The 18480-nt window shown below is 44.1% G+C and carries 14 protein-coding genes and 1 other RNA gene; 10 read left to right on the top strand and 5 right to left on the bottom strand.

Translation table 11 applies throughout. From position 1 onward, the window contains the following. The first annotated feature begins 39 nt into the window (after nucleotides 1-39). Together C3Y98_RS06415 and C3Y98_RS06420 are read left to right on the top strand one after the other, a co-directional pair. On the top strand, nucleotides 40-927 hold the full coding sequence (locus C3Y98_RS06415; RefSeq protein ID WP_135277358.1) for a LysR family transcriptional regulator: 888 nt from the start codon (nucleotides 40-42) through the stop codon (nucleotides 925-927). Between the two features lie 239 nt (nucleotides 928-1166). After that, the gene (locus C3Y98_RS06420) at nucleotides 1167-3353 is read left to right on the top strand and encodes a putative bifunctional diguanylate cyclase/phosphodiesterase (protein ID WP_135277360.1); all 2187 of its coding nucleotides are present in this window, start codon (nucleotides 1167-1169) and stop codon (nucleotides 3351-3353) included. 104 nt (nucleotides 3354-3457) lie between these two features. Here the strand turns inward: C3Y98_RS06420 and C3Y98_RS06425 are convergent, their stop codons facing one another. From C3Y98_RS06425 to smpB, 4 genes are all read right to left on the bottom strand, one after another. Then, on the bottom strand, nucleotides 3458-6304 hold the full coding sequence (locus C3Y98_RS06425) for a sensor domain-containing diguanylate cyclase (protein ID WP_135277362.1): 2847 nt from the start codon (nucleotides 6302-6304) through the stop codon (nucleotides 3458-3460). A 112-nt stretch (nucleotides 6305-6416) separates the two neighbouring features. After that, nucleotides 6417-7682 (bottom strand): HD-GYP domain-containing protein, encoded by a 1266-nt coding sequence (locus C3Y98_RS06430; protein WP_135277363.1) that lies wholly within the window; start codon nucleotides 7680-7682, stop codon nucleotides 6417-6419. 228 nt (nucleotides 7683-7910) lie between these two features. After that, nucleotides 7911-8276, bottom strand: a transfer-messenger RNA (tmRNA) gene (ssrA, locus tag C3Y98_RS06435). 115 nt (nucleotides 8277-8391) lie between these two features. Continuing rightward, a complete protein-coding gene (smpB, locus tag C3Y98_RS06440; RefSeq protein ID WP_135277365.1) occupies nucleotides 8392-8841 on the bottom strand; it encodes an SsrA-binding protein SmpB in 450 nt (149 codons plus the stop codon). A gap of 143 nt (nucleotides 8842-8984) precedes the next feature. Here smpB and C3Y98_RS06445 point away from each other — a divergent pair, with 143 nt between their 5' ends. Both C3Y98_RS06445 and C3Y98_RS06450 read left to right on the top strand, forming a co-directional pair. Further along, nucleotides 8985-9419, top strand: coding sequence for a type II toxin-antitoxin system RatA family toxin (locus tag C3Y98_RS06445; RefSeq protein WP_135277367.1), 435 nt, complete (start codon nucleotides 8985-8987; stop codon nucleotides 9417-9419). Between the two features lie 12 nt (nucleotides 9420-9431). Further along, a complete protein-coding gene (locus tag C3Y98_RS06450; RefSeq protein ID WP_135277369.1) occupies nucleotides 9432-9755 on the top strand; it encodes an RnfH family protein in 324 nt (107 codons plus the stop codon). 90 nt (nucleotides 9756-9845) lie between these two features. Here C3Y98_RS06450 and C3Y98_RS06455 read toward each other — a convergent pair whose 3' ends face one another. Then, nucleotides 9846-10355: a DUF4124 domain-containing protein gene (locus tag C3Y98_RS06455; protein WP_135277371.1), complete on the bottom strand. Its 510-nt coding sequence runs from the start codon at nucleotides 10353-10355 to the stop codon at nucleotides 9846-9848. Nucleotides 10356-10527: 172 nt separating this feature from the next. Here C3Y98_RS06455 and guaB point away from each other — a divergent pair, with 172 nt between their 5' ends. From guaB to recQ, 6 genes are all read left to right on the top strand, one after another. Further along, nucleotides 10528-11988, top strand: a complete 1461-nt coding sequence (gene guaB / locus C3Y98_RS06460) for an IMP dehydrogenase (RefSeq protein ID WP_135277372.1) — start codon at nucleotides 10528-10530, stop codon at nucleotides 11986-11988. Nucleotides 11989-12080: 92 nt separating this feature from the next. After that, nucleotides 12081-13688 (top strand): glutamine-hydrolyzing GMP synthase, encoded by a 1608-nt coding sequence (gene guaA / locus C3Y98_RS06465; protein WP_135277374.1) that lies wholly within the window; start codon nucleotides 12081-12083, stop codon nucleotides 13686-13688. 16 nt (nucleotides 13689-13704) lie between these two features. Then, nucleotides 13705-14211: a GreA/GreB family elongation factor gene (locus C3Y98_RS06470; RefSeq protein ID WP_135277376.1), complete on the top strand. Its 507-nt coding sequence runs from the start codon at nucleotides 13705-13707 to the stop codon at nucleotides 14209-14211. Continuing rightward, nucleotides 14208-14810 (top strand): nitroreductase family protein, encoded by a 603-nt coding sequence (locus C3Y98_RS06475; protein WP_135277377.1) that lies wholly within the window; start codon nucleotides 14208-14210, stop codon nucleotides 14808-14810. Before C3Y98_RS06470 ends, C3Y98_RS06475 begins: the two co-directional genes overlap by 4 nt. A 100-nt stretch (nucleotides 14811-14910) precedes the next feature. Beyond that, entirely contained in the window at nucleotides 14911-16506 is a 1596-nt protein-coding gene (locus C3Y98_RS06480; RefSeq protein ID WP_135277379.1) for an ABC-F family ATPase, read from the top strand. 39 nt (nucleotides 16507-16545) lie between these two features. Further along, nucleotides 16546-18381, top strand: coding sequence for a DNA helicase RecQ (gene recQ / locus C3Y98_RS06485; RefSeq protein WP_135277381.1), 1836 nt, complete (start codon nucleotides 16546-16548; stop codon nucleotides 18379-18381). Nucleotides 18382-18480: the final 99 nt, after the last annotated feature.

Genomic DNA, 18480 nt, shown 5'->3' on the forward strand with positions numbered 1-18480 from the left:
TAATATTTCAACAATCAATTAATTTTATTCATACATAAAATGTTAGAACGTATCCATTTAGCGATTATTCGTGAGGTTGATCGACAAGGGTCACTGACTGCGGCCGCCAATACCTTGTGCCTAACACAATCTGCATTAAGCCATTCGATCAAAAAATTAGAACAGCAGTTAGATACAGACATCTGGTTACGTGAAGGTCGAAGCTTACGCCCGACTCAAGCCGGGCAATATTTGCTGGCAGTCGCTAATCGTGTATTACCGCAGCTATCGTTAGCAGAAGAACAACTGCGACAGTTTGCCCAAGGCGAGCGTGGGACGTTACGGATTGGCATGGAATGCCATCCTTGCTACCAATGGTTACTGAAAGTGGTCTCGCCCTATTTAGAAGCATGGCCAGACGTGGATGTAGACGTTAAACAGAAGTTTCAATTTGGCGGCATAGGTGCACTGTTTGGTTATGAAATTGATATGCTGGTCACACCAGACCCGCTATATAAACCAGGACTGCATTTCGAGCCGGTGTTTGATTATGAGCAAGTATTGGTCGTTAGTCGACATCATCACTTGGCTAAGCAAAGCTATGTAGAGCCTGAGCAATTAAGCCATGAAACACTGATTACTTATCCGGTAGAGATTAATCGATTAGACATTTACAACCAGTTTCTACAGCCAGCAGGCATCCATCCTAAAAGCCACAAAACGATTGAAACAACCGACATCATGTTGCAAATGGTTGCCTCTAACCGCGGCGTTGCTGCCCTGCCGAGATGGCTCGTAGAAAAGTATGCGCATGAAATAGCCATCGCACCAGTACAGCTAGGGCAACGAGGTATTGCTAAACAAATTTTTCTAGGTGCACGAGAGGCTGATGTGAATATAGACTATTTAAAAGCATTTTTCCAAACAGCTCGGTCTGCCCCTTTTTAAGTAAACAAATCTAATCACAAACGACTAATGACTTGCTACTGCATAAACTTGGCAATACTCTGTAACTTTAGTCAACACTTCAAATTTAAGCCCGTCCATTTAAATTTTACTCATATAGAAGAGTCACCTATAAATCTGTTTGCAATTTTTAAAATATATTAATAGAATCAACTGTGTTCGGCTCCGTGCCAAGAATGAAAAATTATTCTGGCTACGAATAAAAATAAAGGAGACCTTGGATGAGATGTCCGGCGATACTACAGACCGAGTCAGAGAGACTAACTGCTTTATCGAACCATGGATTAGATGACGAAAGTCTGATTCCAAACTTGGACCCTGTTGTTCATATTGCAGCACGCATGTTCGGCATGCCGGTAGCTGCGGTCAATATGATCGGAAGCGACCATGTCTTTTTTGCGGCTCATGTTGGCGCTGGCAAATTTGATATGAGCCGCGATGTCTCTTTCTGCGCTCACACGATCAATCAACCAGACGTAATGGTCGTACCAGATGCCACCTTGGATGAGCGTTTTCATGATAACCCTTTAGTCACCGGCGAAATCAATCTTCGCTTCTATGCAGGTGTTCCGCTCTTTTCTCCAGAAGGATTAGCGCTTGGTGCACTTTGCATTGTAGACAATCAACCACATACAGACTTCTCTGCGAGTGATCAATTAAGACTACAAGAGCTTGCCAAAATGGCATCGGACAGGCTGGAATTACGCCGTATTGAAGTGAGCGGTAATAAATCTAGGCCAAATTTTGAAGAATATGCAGGCAACTCCACCACCCCAGTCGTGTGGTTTGACCAAACGCTTCGCATCACTGCATGGAACAATGCAGCGGCTCAATCCCATGGCTATAGTTTAGAAGAAGGTATAGGTAAACCTGTTGAGCAATTGATGCCAGAACGCTCTCGCCCCATCTTCCATGAAATCATCAACAAAGCGATAACTGCAGGATCCTTAGACGATCTGGTTATTCCATCAGAGATCAATGGCCTGCGTAAAGATGGCACACAATTCATTCTAGGTTTCTCACTATTTAGTTGGAAAGACGCTGGCGGTATTAAATTTGAGGCTGTGCTTAAAGATATTACAGCACAACGTCTTGAAGAAATTGAGCTCCACCAGCAAGCAAACATCGACCCATTAACTGGGCTGGGAAATCGTGGCAGCTTTTACCGCGCTGTAGAGTCAGCAATGATTACACCATCGCCGATGACAGTGCTGATGATTGACCTTGACGGCTTTAAGGATGTAAACGATACCCTGGGCGATGCAGCCGGAGATACCATTCTAAAAGAAGTATCAAACCGGCTGCTCAAACTGGTCGATACCGTAGGTGTTGCCGCGAGGATAGGCGGTGATGAGTTTGCTATCATGTGGCCGCACATGACTGACCCTGGCCTTGCGACACAACTAGCCGAGGCCGCTGTTGCAACCATCGCAATCCCCATCAATGTTGATGGGCAAGAAGTACGGGTAGCCGCAAGTTGTGGTATTGCAATTGCTCCTAAACAAGCGCAAGAAGCATTAGAGTTAGTCAGTAACGCAGACTTAGCCTTATTTAAAGCTAAAAGTATTGGCCGCGGGCAAGTTTTTCTTTTTGTCACGGCTTTACGTCTTGAAGCAGTTGTGCGTCGTCTTTATGCTTTGGAGCTACATCGGGCTGTCGATGATGGCGAGTTTCTGCTGTTTTATCAACCACAGGTTGATTTAATCACAGGCGAAATCACAGGTGCCGAAGCCTTGCTACGCTGGCATCACCCTGAAAGGGGCATATTATCGCCAATTGCCTTTCTACCAGCATTGGAACGCGGTACTTTAGCCGCAACTGTCGGGACATGGGTACTGGATGAAGCTTGCGCACAAGCTGCATATTGGCGTAGAAACGGCTCACCTAACCTACGCATGGGCGTTAACCTCTTCGGTGCCCAATTTCATGTCGGCAACCTAGTGACTGAGGTAATAGAAGCATTAGAACGGCACGGCTTGCCACCAGAAGCACTAGAGTTGGAGATTACCGAAACTATCGCACCGGATAACGATGACGTCGTGCTTAACTGCCTCCATCAGCTGTACAACTATGGCGTTGGTATCGCCTTGGATGATTTTGGTACCGGCTATGCCTCATTAAGCTTACTCAAGACCTACCCATTAACGCGCATCAAGATCGACCAATCATTTGTACATGGCATGCTAGAACACGAGCAAGACGCTTCTGTGATTCGTGCCACTTTAGATATAGCACGCAGTTTTAGATTAGAAACCATTGCAGAAGGCATAGAAACAGAAAGCCAACGATACTACTTACTTGAAAAAGAATGCATGGAAGGACAAGGCTACCTGTTCGGGAAGCCTATCCCCGCAGCACAGTTCTCTGCATTAATTGAGTCCAATAAACGCTCTAAAGCGTTTGCCTAAGGTAATCAACTATCTGTATATCACCAGTAAGCATCGAATAAAGTGAACAAAAGATAGCAGCATACTGCGCCCAGGCATTACGTGCCAACCTCCGCCACTGCAAATTAAGTTGAAGTATAGAAACTGTACCTATTTCTACCAGAAGCCTTGGACTCATACATCGCTGAATCTGCTCTCTTCATTAGCTCTCTAATAGTAGTTTTAGTATCTCCATCATGCACTGCAATACCAATACTGGTGCCAATAAACAACTCACTACCGTTCACATCAATCGGCTCACTAAAATTATTAAGGATTTTTTCTGCGAGTAATTGGGCATCATGTGCACTAGAAACATCATTCAGTATAATCACAAACTCATCTCCCCCAAGCCGTGAAACTGTATCGCTACTACGCACACAGGATAATAGGCGTGAGGCTGCTTCTTTAAGTATGATATCGCCAGTATCATGGCCTAAAGTGTCATTAATTTGTTTGAAATGATCTAAATCTAAAAAGAATAATGCAAACTTGCGTTGATGATGTTCAGACTGAGACAAAGCTTGAGAGAGTTTCTCCATCAACATGCGGCGATTAGGCAATTTAGTCAGTGTGTCGAAATATGCATGTTGATGCACTTCATTATCACGAATCTTACGCTCACTGATATCCTCAATCTGTGCAATAAAATATTGAGGGGTTAAATTCTCATCTCTAAAAATACTGGCAGAGAGTTGAACCCACACTGGCACATTATCTTTGCGAATATATCGTTTCTCCATGCGGTAAGTATCAATTTCACCATCTAGCAGACGCTGCACATGCTCTAGATCAAGAGATAGGTCATCTGGATAAGTAATTTCCTGGAAAGTACGCCTAATCAACTCATCATTGGTATACCCAACGATATTACATAGTGTTTGGTTCACAACAGTGAATCGTCCATCCAAAGAAACGATAGCGATACCAATTGGCGCGTACTCAATAATTTCTTTAAAGCTTTTTTCACTGGCACGTAAAGCGAACTCAATCTTTTTACGGTCAGAAATATCATCAAACACAACGAGAGTACCGATAATTTCATTATTTCTGAAAAATGGAACAGAGTTTACAGAAACGTAAATTGGTGAACCATTTTTATGCCAGAAAACCTCTTCCGTTGACTTATAAGGCTGTTTTGAATGAATGACATTGCTGATAAGACACTCGCGCTCTGTGTGACTAGACCCTTCAATAGGCCTGTGATGAAATAACGAATGGGCATTTTGACCTAACAACTCTGACTCACTACGCCCCAATAGGTCTTGCGCTTTAGGATTGGTGAAAGTAATCACGCCATTGATATCCGTCACATAGATTCCCTCACCAAGGGTAGAGGTGATTTCTTGAAAGCGATAAAAACTGTCCTTAAGCTCCTCAGTTTTTTGCTTAACCAAGTTCTCGATGCGAGCAGTATAGCCAGTGCCTATAAGCAGTAGCGCCCCCATTAAACCAGTACCGAACAAACCAACCGCAAGCATATTCCAGCTTTGCCATCCACGGTGCTGCTGATAGTATTGTGCAGTTGGTAAGGTATCCAGACGGTAATACCTGCCACCAAACCTGAAGTCTCTTGTATACAAGCTATCTATTTGATTATCTGCAAAGTTATTATATAAATACTTGCCAGATTCAACATCTGTTAAGCGTACATGCACGGTATGCGCAAATGGCTTGAAGAGTTCACCAAAAAAAATGTTTGCTCTCAGTACGGCTGATAACACGCCATCTTGGCTTGTGCCATGTATTGGGTAAATTAACATTAAGCCAAGCTCGGTACCGTCATTAATAATCAGTCTGGTTGGCGGTGAGGCAATCGCTGCCTTCAAGCTGATAGCGCGCTGAATCGCATCCTTACGATCGGGAAGCGAGGCTAGATCAACACCCAATATTGCGCGCGTCGACTCCTTAAGCGGCACGATATAGGTAATAGGAAAGTAAAAATCTTTGTCGCTTGAAACAACTAACTTCCTTTGCGCATCCAACTGTTTAATTTCAAAATCTTGAAATTCTTTTGAGAGCTGTTTGACATATGACGCTCGCTCACGATGTGTTACTTTGGGCGCCCACTCTATCGCGAAGGTCATTGGGGACTCTCGCTTGATGGCACTCACAAAATGGTAAAAATCTTGCCTCGTTACTTTTTCGCTGGCCCGATAGCTAAACAAAGCGCTCGTTTGCCCGATAACGGCCTCTTGAGACTCAAATCGAACGCGCAGTTGTTCAGATATCTGGTTGGATAAAGCATCAAACTCGACCAATGACTCTTTACGCTCCCATCTGCTAACAACCACAAACGTGATAATCAGCAATGCAAACGTAATAAGCATGGGCACCGCTATGGTAAGGGAACGTTTTTTCCATATTGCTCTGGGCTTCCCTATTGCCACCAAAGTGAGCGGTAACATGACAATTAAACCCAGGGTGTCGCCTATCCACCATGATGCCCAGCTTGTAAAGAACAGAGACTTCTCAATCAAGCCTAATGAGAGTAAACCTGTTACAGAGATAGTGGCACTAATCAAACAGATGACTGGTGCTGAAATGAAAAACGTCACAACATCGACAGGACTATCTAAAGTAGTTGGGTAGTGAATCTTATGTTTTAACCACCAACCACCCAGATATGCTTGCAGGGCAGAAGCAACCGCGATCAGCAGCGCCACCTCCACATCAGTCATTTTGACCTGATGGCCAGCGCTATAACCCACTAAAATATTAAGTAGAAATGACCCTAAAAATATAGCAGGCAGCACTGTGCGCCCTGCAACAAAAACTGCCGCGATTGCAATTCCTGCTGGCGGAAATATTGCTGAGGCATAACCTGGAGGCAATGCCAACATAAGCCCTAGCTTGCCAGTAATCACATAGGCAAGTATTAGCAGCAGGCTATAAACTACGGCATTCTTTTGTATTGATAGTGGGTTAATCATCAAACATATTTTCATTAAAGTTGAAATTTAAAACCATTCGTTCACCTAATTACCAACTATGTTGATGCACGAAAAAAAGGAGATGTAGCGATGTTACAAGGCGACTGCACTATTACGTGAGAGGTAAAGCTTGCTCTCCGCCCTTGATTTTTTGTATGACTCTTAAAATCTCCTCACTATTTTCAACATCGTCCTTCATCACCCTTAAACTGACATCTCTAAATACGTCCTTCAACTTCCACTCCACCTCATTAATGGTGATGAAAAGCTCGTGATTAACTTCTTCATCAAGCTTTATTTGCTCCCACATACCCAGCTCAATACAATCTGTCAGGCCAGAAGCATAAATAGTCTGGCAGATTCTGCTTAGCCTCAAGATCAAATAGGTTGCAAGCTCTTTAAGCTTGGGATGCGAACGTTCAAGCGCCTTAAGCAGTTCAATCATTTCTTCAATGTTTTTTAATTGTGTTAGAAGATGATCCAATATGGGGTTAGTGGCTTTTACGTTCTCTAGCTTTCGCAGTGAAGACAACAAGTCAATTAAGGCATTAAATTGCAGTGACGGAAAATCATGATTCACCAGCTTCAATGTAATAATTAAATTACTTAAGTCATATTGTCGCCTGACCATTCCTGAAAATGCTTCAGCAACAATCAGCACCTTACCAATATCGCTACAGTGCGCTGCAGGCAAATGATTTGGATACCCTGAACCATCATTTCTTTCATGATGCTCTAATATTGCCTTATAAACACTGACAGAATAGCCCATATGCTGCCTCACCACAGAACTGCCAATGATGGGGTGCGTCATGATGCTGCGCCAATGCTCTAATGACAGGTTTTTGGTATTGGGGATGACACAATACAGTTCACCAACATCATGAAGCAGGCTTGCAATCGTTAAATCATGAGTTTTGTTAGCATCATAATGTAGCCTTTTAGCAATCTGTCTTGCAATTAGCATCACCAGCAAAGTGTGCTCAAATGCTTCCTTACTGTTATTTCTCTGAACAGTGAGTAATAGTGAAGCTAATGGCGCCAACTCTAAAAACTTAACGACAGATACATCCAACTTTAATTCAGCGCTAAAGCTCAATAAAAAAGTATTATTGTTAATTAACCGCTCGGCTTCCAAGTAAATATCTTGAGCAGTTAATAGTGAGTCAGAGGAAATAGAGGTTTCTAAGGGTTTTTTAAGCACCCGATTAATCAATTTATCTTTGATGCTTGGAGTAACTTTATACCCCTTACCCAGAAGTTTATTGCCAGCATGATCATAGACATCTTCAGACAAATAAAACTCTGAGCTCTCAGACGCAGAGATGATATTTTCAATAATATTTAGATTTGTATCGCTAGTTTGACTCGTCATCATCGCTATCTTTAGCTAACACCATTTATTGTTGTATCGACGCAATCCTGTTTGATTCTACCGCCAATTAATGACGGTTTCAATTGAACGATGACCAATAGCTTTGCATACACGTAAGTAAAATTTATTAGACGAAAAAAAACCTGCATTTAAGCAGGTTTTATAAGCATTATGGGAAACTGTAAAACTTGACAATCAACCCAAAAAAACACTTTTATTTGATACTAAATTTGGTGGAGCAGGCGGGAATCGAACCCGCGTCCGCAAGCCCTCCACAGACAGTTCTACATACTTAGCCTTGTTGTTTAATTTAACGTGCAACACACCAACAGACAAGCAGTTTGCACGCGAGCTACCTAAAGGTTAATGAAGTGCTAAGTAACCCAACACAACACGTATCCCGTGTATATGACACTACGTATGGGTTACCCCAATCCACCCCACGGGAGAGATGGTGCAGCGTCCAGCCGGGATTAAGCGGCTAGAGAGTAAGTTTCGTCGTTTGCGACTATACTTTTTCTAGTGTATTTACGAGGGTACTAGTCCTCGGTATGCCCTGCACTGCTTTGCAACCCACGTCGAAACCTGGTCAGCCCCATTAAGTCTGCGACTAAAACAACAGCCACATTATGACAGATGAAATATCCAACAGTTCAAACGTTGTAATTTCAAAAGCAGATTCAATTATACGCTTTTAAAATAGCCAACAGAACTATTTATTATGTGCGCGCATAATTCTGCCTTTTTCGCGCTCCCAATCCCGCGCTTTCTCAGTGTCACGCTTATCATGCTGCTTCTTACCTTTTGCAAGGCCAATTTGCACTTTTACGCGCCCTTTAGAGAAATGCATGTCGAGCGGCACCAAGGTGTAGCCAGAACGTTCCACTTTACCTATTAATTTTGATATTTCTTCATTATGTAACAGCAACTTACGCGTTCTAATGGCATCAGGGCGAATATGCGTAGAAGCAGCGCCTAGTGGCGTCACATGGCACCCTATTAAATAGATCTCACCGCGCTGGATAATGACATAAGCTTCTTTAATATTGACACGGTTATCTCGTATCGCCTTTACTTCCCAACCCTCTAAAACGATACCGGCTTCATATTTATCTTCGATAAAGTAATCAAAAAAAGCTTTTTTATTTTGTGCAATGCTCATAAAACTAAAAATTTCTTGGCGAATAGCTTAAAATCATCATTTTACTCTACTCTCTTGTTTGTTTGGTTGAACATGTTGAGTAATCAAAAGTAATTTGCTCGCGTTTGAGCCAATCAGATTTAAGGTAATGTTTAAAGGTAAGCATGGCTCATGTTAAAAAAACCGTTTTAGTCAACCACTCTGCAGGTCGCATGTTTCATTTAGTGGATGACGTTGAGCAATATCCAAAGTTTTTGCCTTGGTGCGGTGGTGTTGATTTAATTCAACAAGACGATGCCAGTACTGTTGCAACCCTGCATATAGACTACCATGGATTACGTCAAAACTTCACAACAGAAAACCATAAGACATTCCCCCAAACCATGGAAATCGAGTTAAAAAATGGGCCATTTAAGCATTTAAATGGCTCATGGAATTTTCTGGCACTGAGCGATGATGCTTGTAAAGTTGAGTTTTCACTTAACTATGAGTTTGAAAATCATTTTCTAGAAAAAATTATTGCCCCAGTATTCAACCATATTGCCAACACATTCGTAGATGGTTTTGTGAAGCGCGCCAATGCTATCTATGCAAAATAATGGAAGACTGCAATGACTCTACCAACTGAGATTACCGTAGAAGTTGCTTATGCACTACCTGATGAGCAATTAATCATTCCTATCAAAGTAGTAGATGGCGCCACCGCAGAGGACGCTATCAAAGCTTCAGGCATCATAGGTAAGTTCTCTGACATTGATTTAAACATCAACAAAATAGGTATTTTCGGAAAACTGACCAAATTAGATACAAAACTACGCCATTTAGACCGCGTAGAAATTTATCGCCCGCTCATCGCAGATCCAAAAGAAGTAAGAAAACAAAGAGCTGCTGATGGAAAAGTAATGAAAAAAGGCGGTGGTGATATATCCGCCTAAATTTAGCATCAACCAACTCAAATATGAAATGGTATTGCTCAGCAAAAAAAATGGGCGCACTTGCGCCCAAATAAACTTACAGCCTAAATCTCAATTACAGTAAGCATCGACATCTTTTTGTGAGTCAGCTTTACCGCGCGCCAAATCCTCCTCGCCAAGATACTCACGCTCACCAGCATCATTAATCTTCGAAATTCTGCCGCCCGTTGTATAAATCACTAAATTCTTTTTGGCGGCCATGCAGTTCTCTTGCTTAACCTTTAGTTCAGCCTGTTTTTGTTGGTCAGTTGCCTTTTGCACCTCTGCATCATGTGCGCGTTTTTTTGCGGCCTCATCTTGGGCCGCACCGCTTTCTTTGGTTTTTTCTGGTGTTTTATTTTTATTGGTAGCTGTTGTGATATCACCTGCAACAGGTGCTAGAGGCGCCTGCCCAGTTGGCTTCACTACACTTTTGCCGTGAATAGACTCTTGTTTAATATTGGAAGGCGGCGGCACATCACTGTAACGAGTAACGCCATCTTTATCTTTCCATTTGTAAATTTCAGCACTAGCCATCAATGGTAACAGTGCCAAACATAACAGTAGCAAACGAGCTAACATAAAACATTCCCTTGATTTATAGGTTCTTAGTCATATTATTGCTAATCTAAATTACTAGCAAGTAGCACAATTAACGACTATTTGCATTTATAGTTTACAAATAAATGATTGACACACTCGCTAAGTCGATTATAAGTCTGTATAATTTCGTTTTGGGTACAAGGATTTACGCATGCGTTTATTGCAACAAGCTCTCACTTTTGATGATGTTTTACTAGTGCCGGCCTACTCTAATGTGCTGCCACGCGAAGTTTCGCTTACCACACAACTCTCACGAAACATTCGTTTAAACATCCCTCTCATCTCAGCCGCGATGGATACCGTTACAGAAGCGCCTCTAGCAATTGCATTGGCACAAGAAGGTGGCTTGGGCTTCATCCACAAAAACATGACTGCCATGAAACAGGCAGCACACGTAGCGCGTGTTAAACGCTTTGAATCTGGCGTTGTGAATGACCCGATTACAATTCAAAGCCACATGACGGTGCGTGATGTATTAAACCTAACCAATACACACAAGATTTCTGGCATCCCTGTGGTTGACCACGGCAAGATTGTTGGCATTGTGACCAATCGCGATCTTCGGTTTGAAACAAACTTAGACCAGCCAATCAAAAATATCATGACACCTAGAGATAGGTTAGTCACGGTTAAAGAAGGCGCAGCTAAAGACGATGTGATTCGCTTACTACACCAACATCGCCTTGAGCGCGTTTTAGTTGTAGATGATGCCGATACATTAAAAGGCTTAATTACTGTTAAAGACATTCAAAAATCAACAGACCACCCTCTGGCTTGCAAAGATGCTCAGGGCAGACTACGTGTTGGTGCAGCTGTTGGCGTAGGTGACGGCACAGAAGAGCGCGTTGCAGCGCTTGCTGAAGCTGGCGTTGATGTGATTGTTGTGGATACAGCACATGGCCACTCACAAGGCGTTTTAGACCGCGTAACTTGGGTGAAAAAACACTTCCCACAAATTGATGTTATTGGTGGCAATATTGCAACTGCCAGCGCTGCACTTGCTTTAGTTGATGCAGGTGCCGACGGCGTTAAAGTAGGTATCGGTCCGGGCTCAATTTGTACTACACGTATTGTTGCTGGTGTAGGTGTTCCACAAATTAGCGCAATTGCGAATGTTGAAGAAGCGTTACGCGGCACTGGCATACCGTTCATTGCGGATGGCGGCATCAGATATTCTGGCGACATCTCAAAAGCGATTGCGGCTGGTGCTTATAGTGTGATGCTTGGCGGTATGTTTGCCGGTACTGAAGAAGCTCCTGGTGACATTGAGTTGTTCCAAGGCCGTTCATACAAGTCTTACCGCGGCATGGGTTCTATCGGCGCAATGCAAAAAGGCTCTAGCGACCGCTACTTCCAAGATAACAATGGCAACGCTGACAAATTAGTACCAGAAGGTATTGAAGGTCGCGTACCATACAAAGGTAGCGTACTTGCAGTGATTCACCAATTGATGGGTGGCTTACGTGCATCCATGGGTTATGCGGGTTGCGCTACGATTGAAGAAATGCGATCACGTGCAGAGTTTGTGCAAATTACAAGTGCTGGCATGCGTGAATCGCACGTACATGACGTACAAATTACAAAAGAAGCGCCAAACTACCGCGTTGACTAACTCAATTTAATATTATTTTTTAACATCAGAGAACACAATATCAGGGCGCACTGCCTTGACGTTGTGTTCTCTGTGCATTTTGTGACTAAACAATGACTCATTCCAAAATTTTAATCCTCGACTTTGGCTCTCAAGTTACTCAACTTATCGCTCGCCGCGTACGTGAAGCACATGTTTATTGTGAAATCCATCCATGCGATGTCTCCGATGATTTTGTACGTAACTTTGGCGCCGATGGCATCATCCTTTCTGGTAGCCATGCAAGTGTGTATGAAGAGGAAACAGATAAAGCCCCACAAGCAGTGTTTGATCTTAATGTACCAGTGTTAGGCATTTGCTACGGTATGCAAACCATGGCGCAGCAGTTGGGCGGCAAAGTAGAGGCTGGCCACAAACGTGAATTTGGCTATGCTGAGGTTCGGGCACATGGGCACTCTGCCCTATTCCGCGATATTCAGGACAGCACTAATAATGAGGGTCACGGCTTGCTTGATGTTTGGATGAGTCACGGCGACAAAGTAACGGAGCTGCCTGCTGGATTCAAGGTGATTGCAAGTAATGCAACTACACCAATCGCGGCCATGGCAGATGAAACCCGTAAATTCTACGCCGTGCAGTTCCACCCAGAGGTCACACATACCAAACAAGGCCAAGCCATGCTCAATCGCTTTGTGCTTGAAATATGCGGCGCTAAACCTGATTGGATTATGGGCGACTATATTGCAGAAGCCGTTGCAAAGATCAAAGCCCAAGTTGGCGATGAAGAGGTTATTTTAGGCTTATCAGGTGGTGTTGATTCTAGCGTTGCTGCGGCACTGATTCACCGTGCGATTGGTGACCAACTCACCTGCGTGTTCGTAGACCACGGTTTGCTACGCCTAAATGAAGGTGATTTGGTGATGGATATGTTTGCAGGACGCTTACATGTCAATGTCATCCGCGTAGATGCAACAAATCAATTTATGGGGCATCTAACTGGTGTGAGCGACCCTGAAGCCAAACGTAAAATCATCGGCCGCGAGTTTGTAGAAGTATTTAAAGCTGAAGCTGCCAAGCTCAAAGCTGGTACAGGCGGGCACAAAGGTGCAACATTCTTGGCACAAGGCACTATTTATCCTGACGTAATTGAATCAGGCGGTGCTAAATCTAAAAAAGCTGTGACCATTAAGAGCCACCACAATGTAGGTGGTCTGCCTGAGCAGTTGGGTCTTAAACTATTAGAGCCATTACGCGACTTATTTAAAGACGAAGTGCGCGAACTTGGTGTGGCTCTAGGCTTGCCTGCTGACATGGTTTATCGCCACCCATTCCCAGGCCCAGGTCTTGGTGTGCGGATTTTAGGTGAAATCAAACAAGAGTATGCTGATTTACTGCGTCGCGCAGATGCAATTTTTATTGAAGAGCTCAGAAATACCAAAGATGAGGCAACCGGCAAAACTTGGTATGAATTAACGAGCCAAGCTTTCACGGTATTTTTACCGGTTAAATCCGTAGGCGTGATGGGCGATGGCCGCACTTATGATTACGTGGTTGCTTTGCGTGCCGTCATCACGAGCGACTTTATGACCGCGCACTGGGCAGAACTACCATATGCATTATTAGGCCGTGTTTCAAACCGCATTATCAATGAGGTTCGTGGTATTAACCGTGTTGTTTATGATGTTTCTGGCAAACCGCCAGCAACCATAGAGTGGGAATAACAGGAGGTCTGTCATTATGAGCCGCGCATTCGTTAACGAAGAAAGATTTGAACAAGCCAATGGCAAAGAGCTTGTTGAACGTCCTATTAGTGAGCACCCAAATTACGTGACACCTACCGGTGCACTTGAGCTGCAAACATTGGAAGAGTCACTAATCGCGGAACTTAATCACCTAAAACTGACCGCAGAAAACACGTTTGCAAAAGATAAAGTAGCCGAAATCGAACGTGACCTGCGTTACGTACGAGCAAGGCTGGACTCTGCAATATTGGTAGACCCCACTAAGCAGAGCCATGAAACCGTGTTATTTGGCGCAACTATTGAGGTGCAAGATGATGCTGGTGCTCAGCATACGTTTCATATTGTAGGCGAAGATGAAGCAGACGCTAGCATCAACAAGGTCAGCTGGGTCTCACCACTCGCAAAATCATTACTTGGCCAAAAGGTTGGCGATACGGTAACTTGGCAGCGCCCTGCAGGTAATATCAATTTAGAAATTCTGGACATTCACTACCAATCATGAAAGTAAGCCAAGCCATTATCGAACGACGCTCAATTAAAGCGTATGACCCGCAACACAAAATGAGTGAGGAAGAAATATCTAAACTCATGTCATTAGCAATACTATCTCCAACCGCATTTAATATCCAAAACTGGCGGTTCGTCGTAGTGACTGAACCTACACTACGTCAAAAAATTCGCAGCGTGAGCTGGAATCAGGCACAAGTGGAAGAGGCATCACTGCTTATTGTACTGACTGCGGATTTAAACGCATGGGCAAAACAGCCTGAGCGCTACTGGTCTAACGCAGCCAAGCCTGTGCAAGACTATTTAGTACCAGCTATTGGTCAATATTACGATGGTAACTCACAAGTACAACGTGATGAAGCCATGCGCTCGTGCGGAATGGCAGCCACAACCATCATGCTGGCAGCAAAAGAAATGGGCTACGACACCTGCCCAATGGACGGATTTGATTTTGATGCAGTGGCACAACTATTAAATCTGCCTGAAGACCATATCCCAGCGATGTTTGTTGTGGTTGGCAAAGCACTAAAAGAAGCCATGCCACGCGGCGGCCAACTGCCTTTGGATGAAGTGGTTATTTATAATCAATTTTAAATATTGCGTGATGCTTACTGCCGCTTGCAAGATAGTGGCTAAGCATTAGGCACATAAACGCACTATCTTTTGTAATTAATTTATTTTTAAGGTCTAAATTTTGTTAATTTCTAACAATATCACGATGCAATTCGGCGCAAAGCCACTCTTTGAAAACATCTCAGTTAAATTTGGCGACGGTAATCGCTATGGTTTAATTGGCGCTAACGGTTGCGGCAAATCAACCTATATGAAAATTCTAGCTAAAGTTCTAGAGCCTACCTCTGGCAATATCTCACTAGATAACAATGAGCGCATGGCGTTCTTGCGCCAAGATCAGTTCGCTTACGAAGATCAGCGCGTGCTAGATGTTGTAATGATGGGCCACGAACAAATGTGGAAAGCTAACGTAGAGAAAAATGCAATCTACGCAAACTTAGAAGCTACAGAAGATGATTACATGCGCGCGGCTGAACTAGAGGCTGTATTTGCTGAGTTTGACGGCTACACGGCAGAGGCTCGTGCTGGCGAATTGTTACTGGGTGTTGGTATCCCTATTGAGCAACATAACGGCCCAATGAGCGCCGTGGCGCCAGGCTGGAAATTACGCGTATTGTTAGTCCAAGCCTTGTTTGCAAATCCAGACATTCTATTGCTGGATGAGCCGACCAACAACTTGGACATCAACACCATCCGTTGGTTAGAAGACGTGCTGAATAACCGCAACTGCACCATGATTATTATTTCTCATGACCGTCACTTTTTAAACCAAGTATGTACGCATACCTGCGACATGGACTACGGTAAAATTGCTGTGTATCCGGGCAATTATGACGACTACATGGAGGCAAGCACCGCTGCACGCGCGCAGCAGGCAAAAGATAACGCAAAAGCTAAACAACAAATTGCTGATTTGCAAGACTTCGTTCGCCGCTTCTCTGCAAACGCTTCTAAAGCGAAACAAGCAACGAGCCGCGCCAAGCAGATTGATAAAATCAAAATTGAAGAATTTAAACCTTCGTCTCGTCAATATCCATTTATTCGCTTTGAATACGATGAGCGCGAAAAGCTACATCGCAATGCGGTTGAGTTGAAAAAACTGAGTCATGGTTTTGACCGCCCGCTATTCAATGATGTAGACATGATGTTTGAAGCAGGCGAAAAAGTAGCCATTATTGGTGAGAACGGTATCGGCAAAACAACGTTCTTACGCTGCTTGGCTGGTGATTTGGAGCCCAAACATGGTGAAGTAAAATGGGCAGAAAAAGCAAAAATCGGCTATTTTGCACAAGACCATGAGTACGAGTTTGAAGATGGTGATGAACTGTTCGAATGGATGAGCAAGTTTACCCAGCAAGGCGATGATGACCAAACCGTGCGCAGCATGCTTGGCCGTCTGCTATTCTCTGGCGACGACACCAAAAAATCGGTAAAAGTACTTTCTGGTGGTGAAAAAGGTCGCATGTTGTACGGTAAACTAATGCTTGGCAAAACCAATGTATTGCTGATGGATGAACCAACCAACCACATGGACATGGAGTCTATCGAGGCGCTGAATACTGCACTAGACAAATACAAAGGTACCTTGTTTTTTGTAAGTCATGACCGTGAGTTTGTAAGCTCAATTGCCACGCGTATCATCGAAATTAAAGCGGATGGCATTGTAGACTTTACAGGCAACTATGAGGACTACCTGTTAAGCCAAGGTGTTGAATAACACTCTGGCCTTCGTTACCAAATTATTGAAGCAGTTAAATTGCTAAACTCATCAGTACGCCATTTGACTGCTCAAGCCTGTTTACAGGATGTGTTTGGTTACAGTTCGTTTCGCGGTGAGCAACAAGACATTGTAGAACATGTGGTTGCAGGCGGCGACGCACTAGTACTGATGCCAACTGGTGGCGGCAAATCACTGTGTTATCAGCTACCGGCGCTGTTACGCAAAGGGGTGGGGGTTGTGGTGTCGCCACTCATTGCGTTAATGCAGGATCAAGTGGATGCACTTAAGCAGCTTGGGGTAAAAGCTGCTTTCCTGAACTCCAGCTTAAATGCCGAGGCCTTTAGCGAAGTTACTGCTGCGCTGCTTCGTGGTGAGTTACAAGTGTTGTATGTTGCGCCAGAGCGTTTACTCATGCCCAACTTTCTCACCCTGCTCGAACAGATTGAAGACAGTATCGGCATTGCGCTATTTGCGATTGATGAAGCGCATTGCGTTTCTCAATGGGGTCATGATTTCAGGCCAGAGTATCGCAAACTCACCGTGCTGCATGAACATTTTCCGCGCATACCAAGAATTGCACTCACGGCAACGGCTGATGCCCCCACCAGAGCTGAAATCATCGAACGATTAGCACTCGAAAAAGCTCGCCAATTCATCTCTAGTTTTGATCGCCCCAATATTAAATATCGCGTACTAGCCAAAGCAAATGCACGCCAGCAATTAGAGGCGTTTATTGAGTCAGAACACCCCAATGACGCTGGCATCATTTACTGCCTATCACGCCGTAAAGTAGAAGAAACCGCTGAGTGGCTTAAAGCAAAAGGCTGGGATGCCTTACCTTATCATGCAGGGCTTGATGCAGACATACGCAACACCCATCAAAAGCGATTTTTACGTGAAGAAGGCGTAATTATGGTGGCTACAGTTGCCTTTGGCATGGGCATTGATAAGCCCAATGTACGCTTTGTGGCACATTTGGATTTACCCAAGAGCATGGAAGGTTACTACCAAGAAACAGGCCGCGCTGGCAGGGATGGCCTACCAGCCAATGCATGGATGACTTATGGCTTAGGTGATGTAGTCAACATGAAGCAGATGCTGGAAAATAGCGACGCGCCTGCTGAACGTCAGCATGTGGAGCGACAGAAACTGGATGCCCTGCTCGGCTTTTGCGAATCAACTGCATGCCGCCATCAAACTATCTTACGTTATTTTGGAGAGCAGCACCCAGGCGATTGCGGACAATGTGATAACTGTCTCACGCCCACAGATACTTGGGACGGCACTCAGGCAGCACAAATGGCATTATCATGCGTATATCGCACCGGACAAAGATTTGGTGTAGTTCATTTAATTGACGTACTGCTAGGAAAACCAAACCCTAAAGTCACCCAGTTCAACCATCATGAATTAAGCACTTTTGGCATAGGCAAAGGCTTATCACAAACACAATGGAGTAGCGTATTTAGGCAGTTAGTGGCTGGTGGCTACTTGGAAACTGACATGGATGCATTTGGCGGATTACGCCTCACCGAGGCCGCACGCCCAGTGCTACGCAGTGAGGTGATGATATGGCTACGCCAAGATCTAGAAGCACCGAAGCGTGTGAGTAAAGTTGAACGCAGCGCCCGCGTTAAAGAGGCTTATGCAGGCGTAGCAGATGACCCACTATGGCAAGCTCTCAAGGCAAAACGTACCGAACTGGCAAAAGAGCAAGGCGTACCACCCTACCTGATTTTTCACGACAGCACGCTGCTTGAGATTTTAAATCATCGTCCGGGGAGTCTCACTGAGATGAGCAAGATTAGCGGTATTGGCCAAGCCAAACTTACACGCTATGGCGACGCTTTTTTAGAAGTACTGGAAGGCTAGAGTAATAGCGGCTGATTGATGCAGTCAATCAGCAATAAAAACGAATAAGTGATTTTAACTAATGCTAAAGTTAAACCGTCTACAGATTAACTAGCGAGA

It is taken from the genome of Methylotenera oryzisoli, assembly GCF_004661485.1.
Taxonomy (GTDB): Bacteria; Pseudomonadota; Gammaproteobacteria; order Burkholderiales; family Methylophilaceae; genus Methylotenera; species Methylotenera oryzisoli.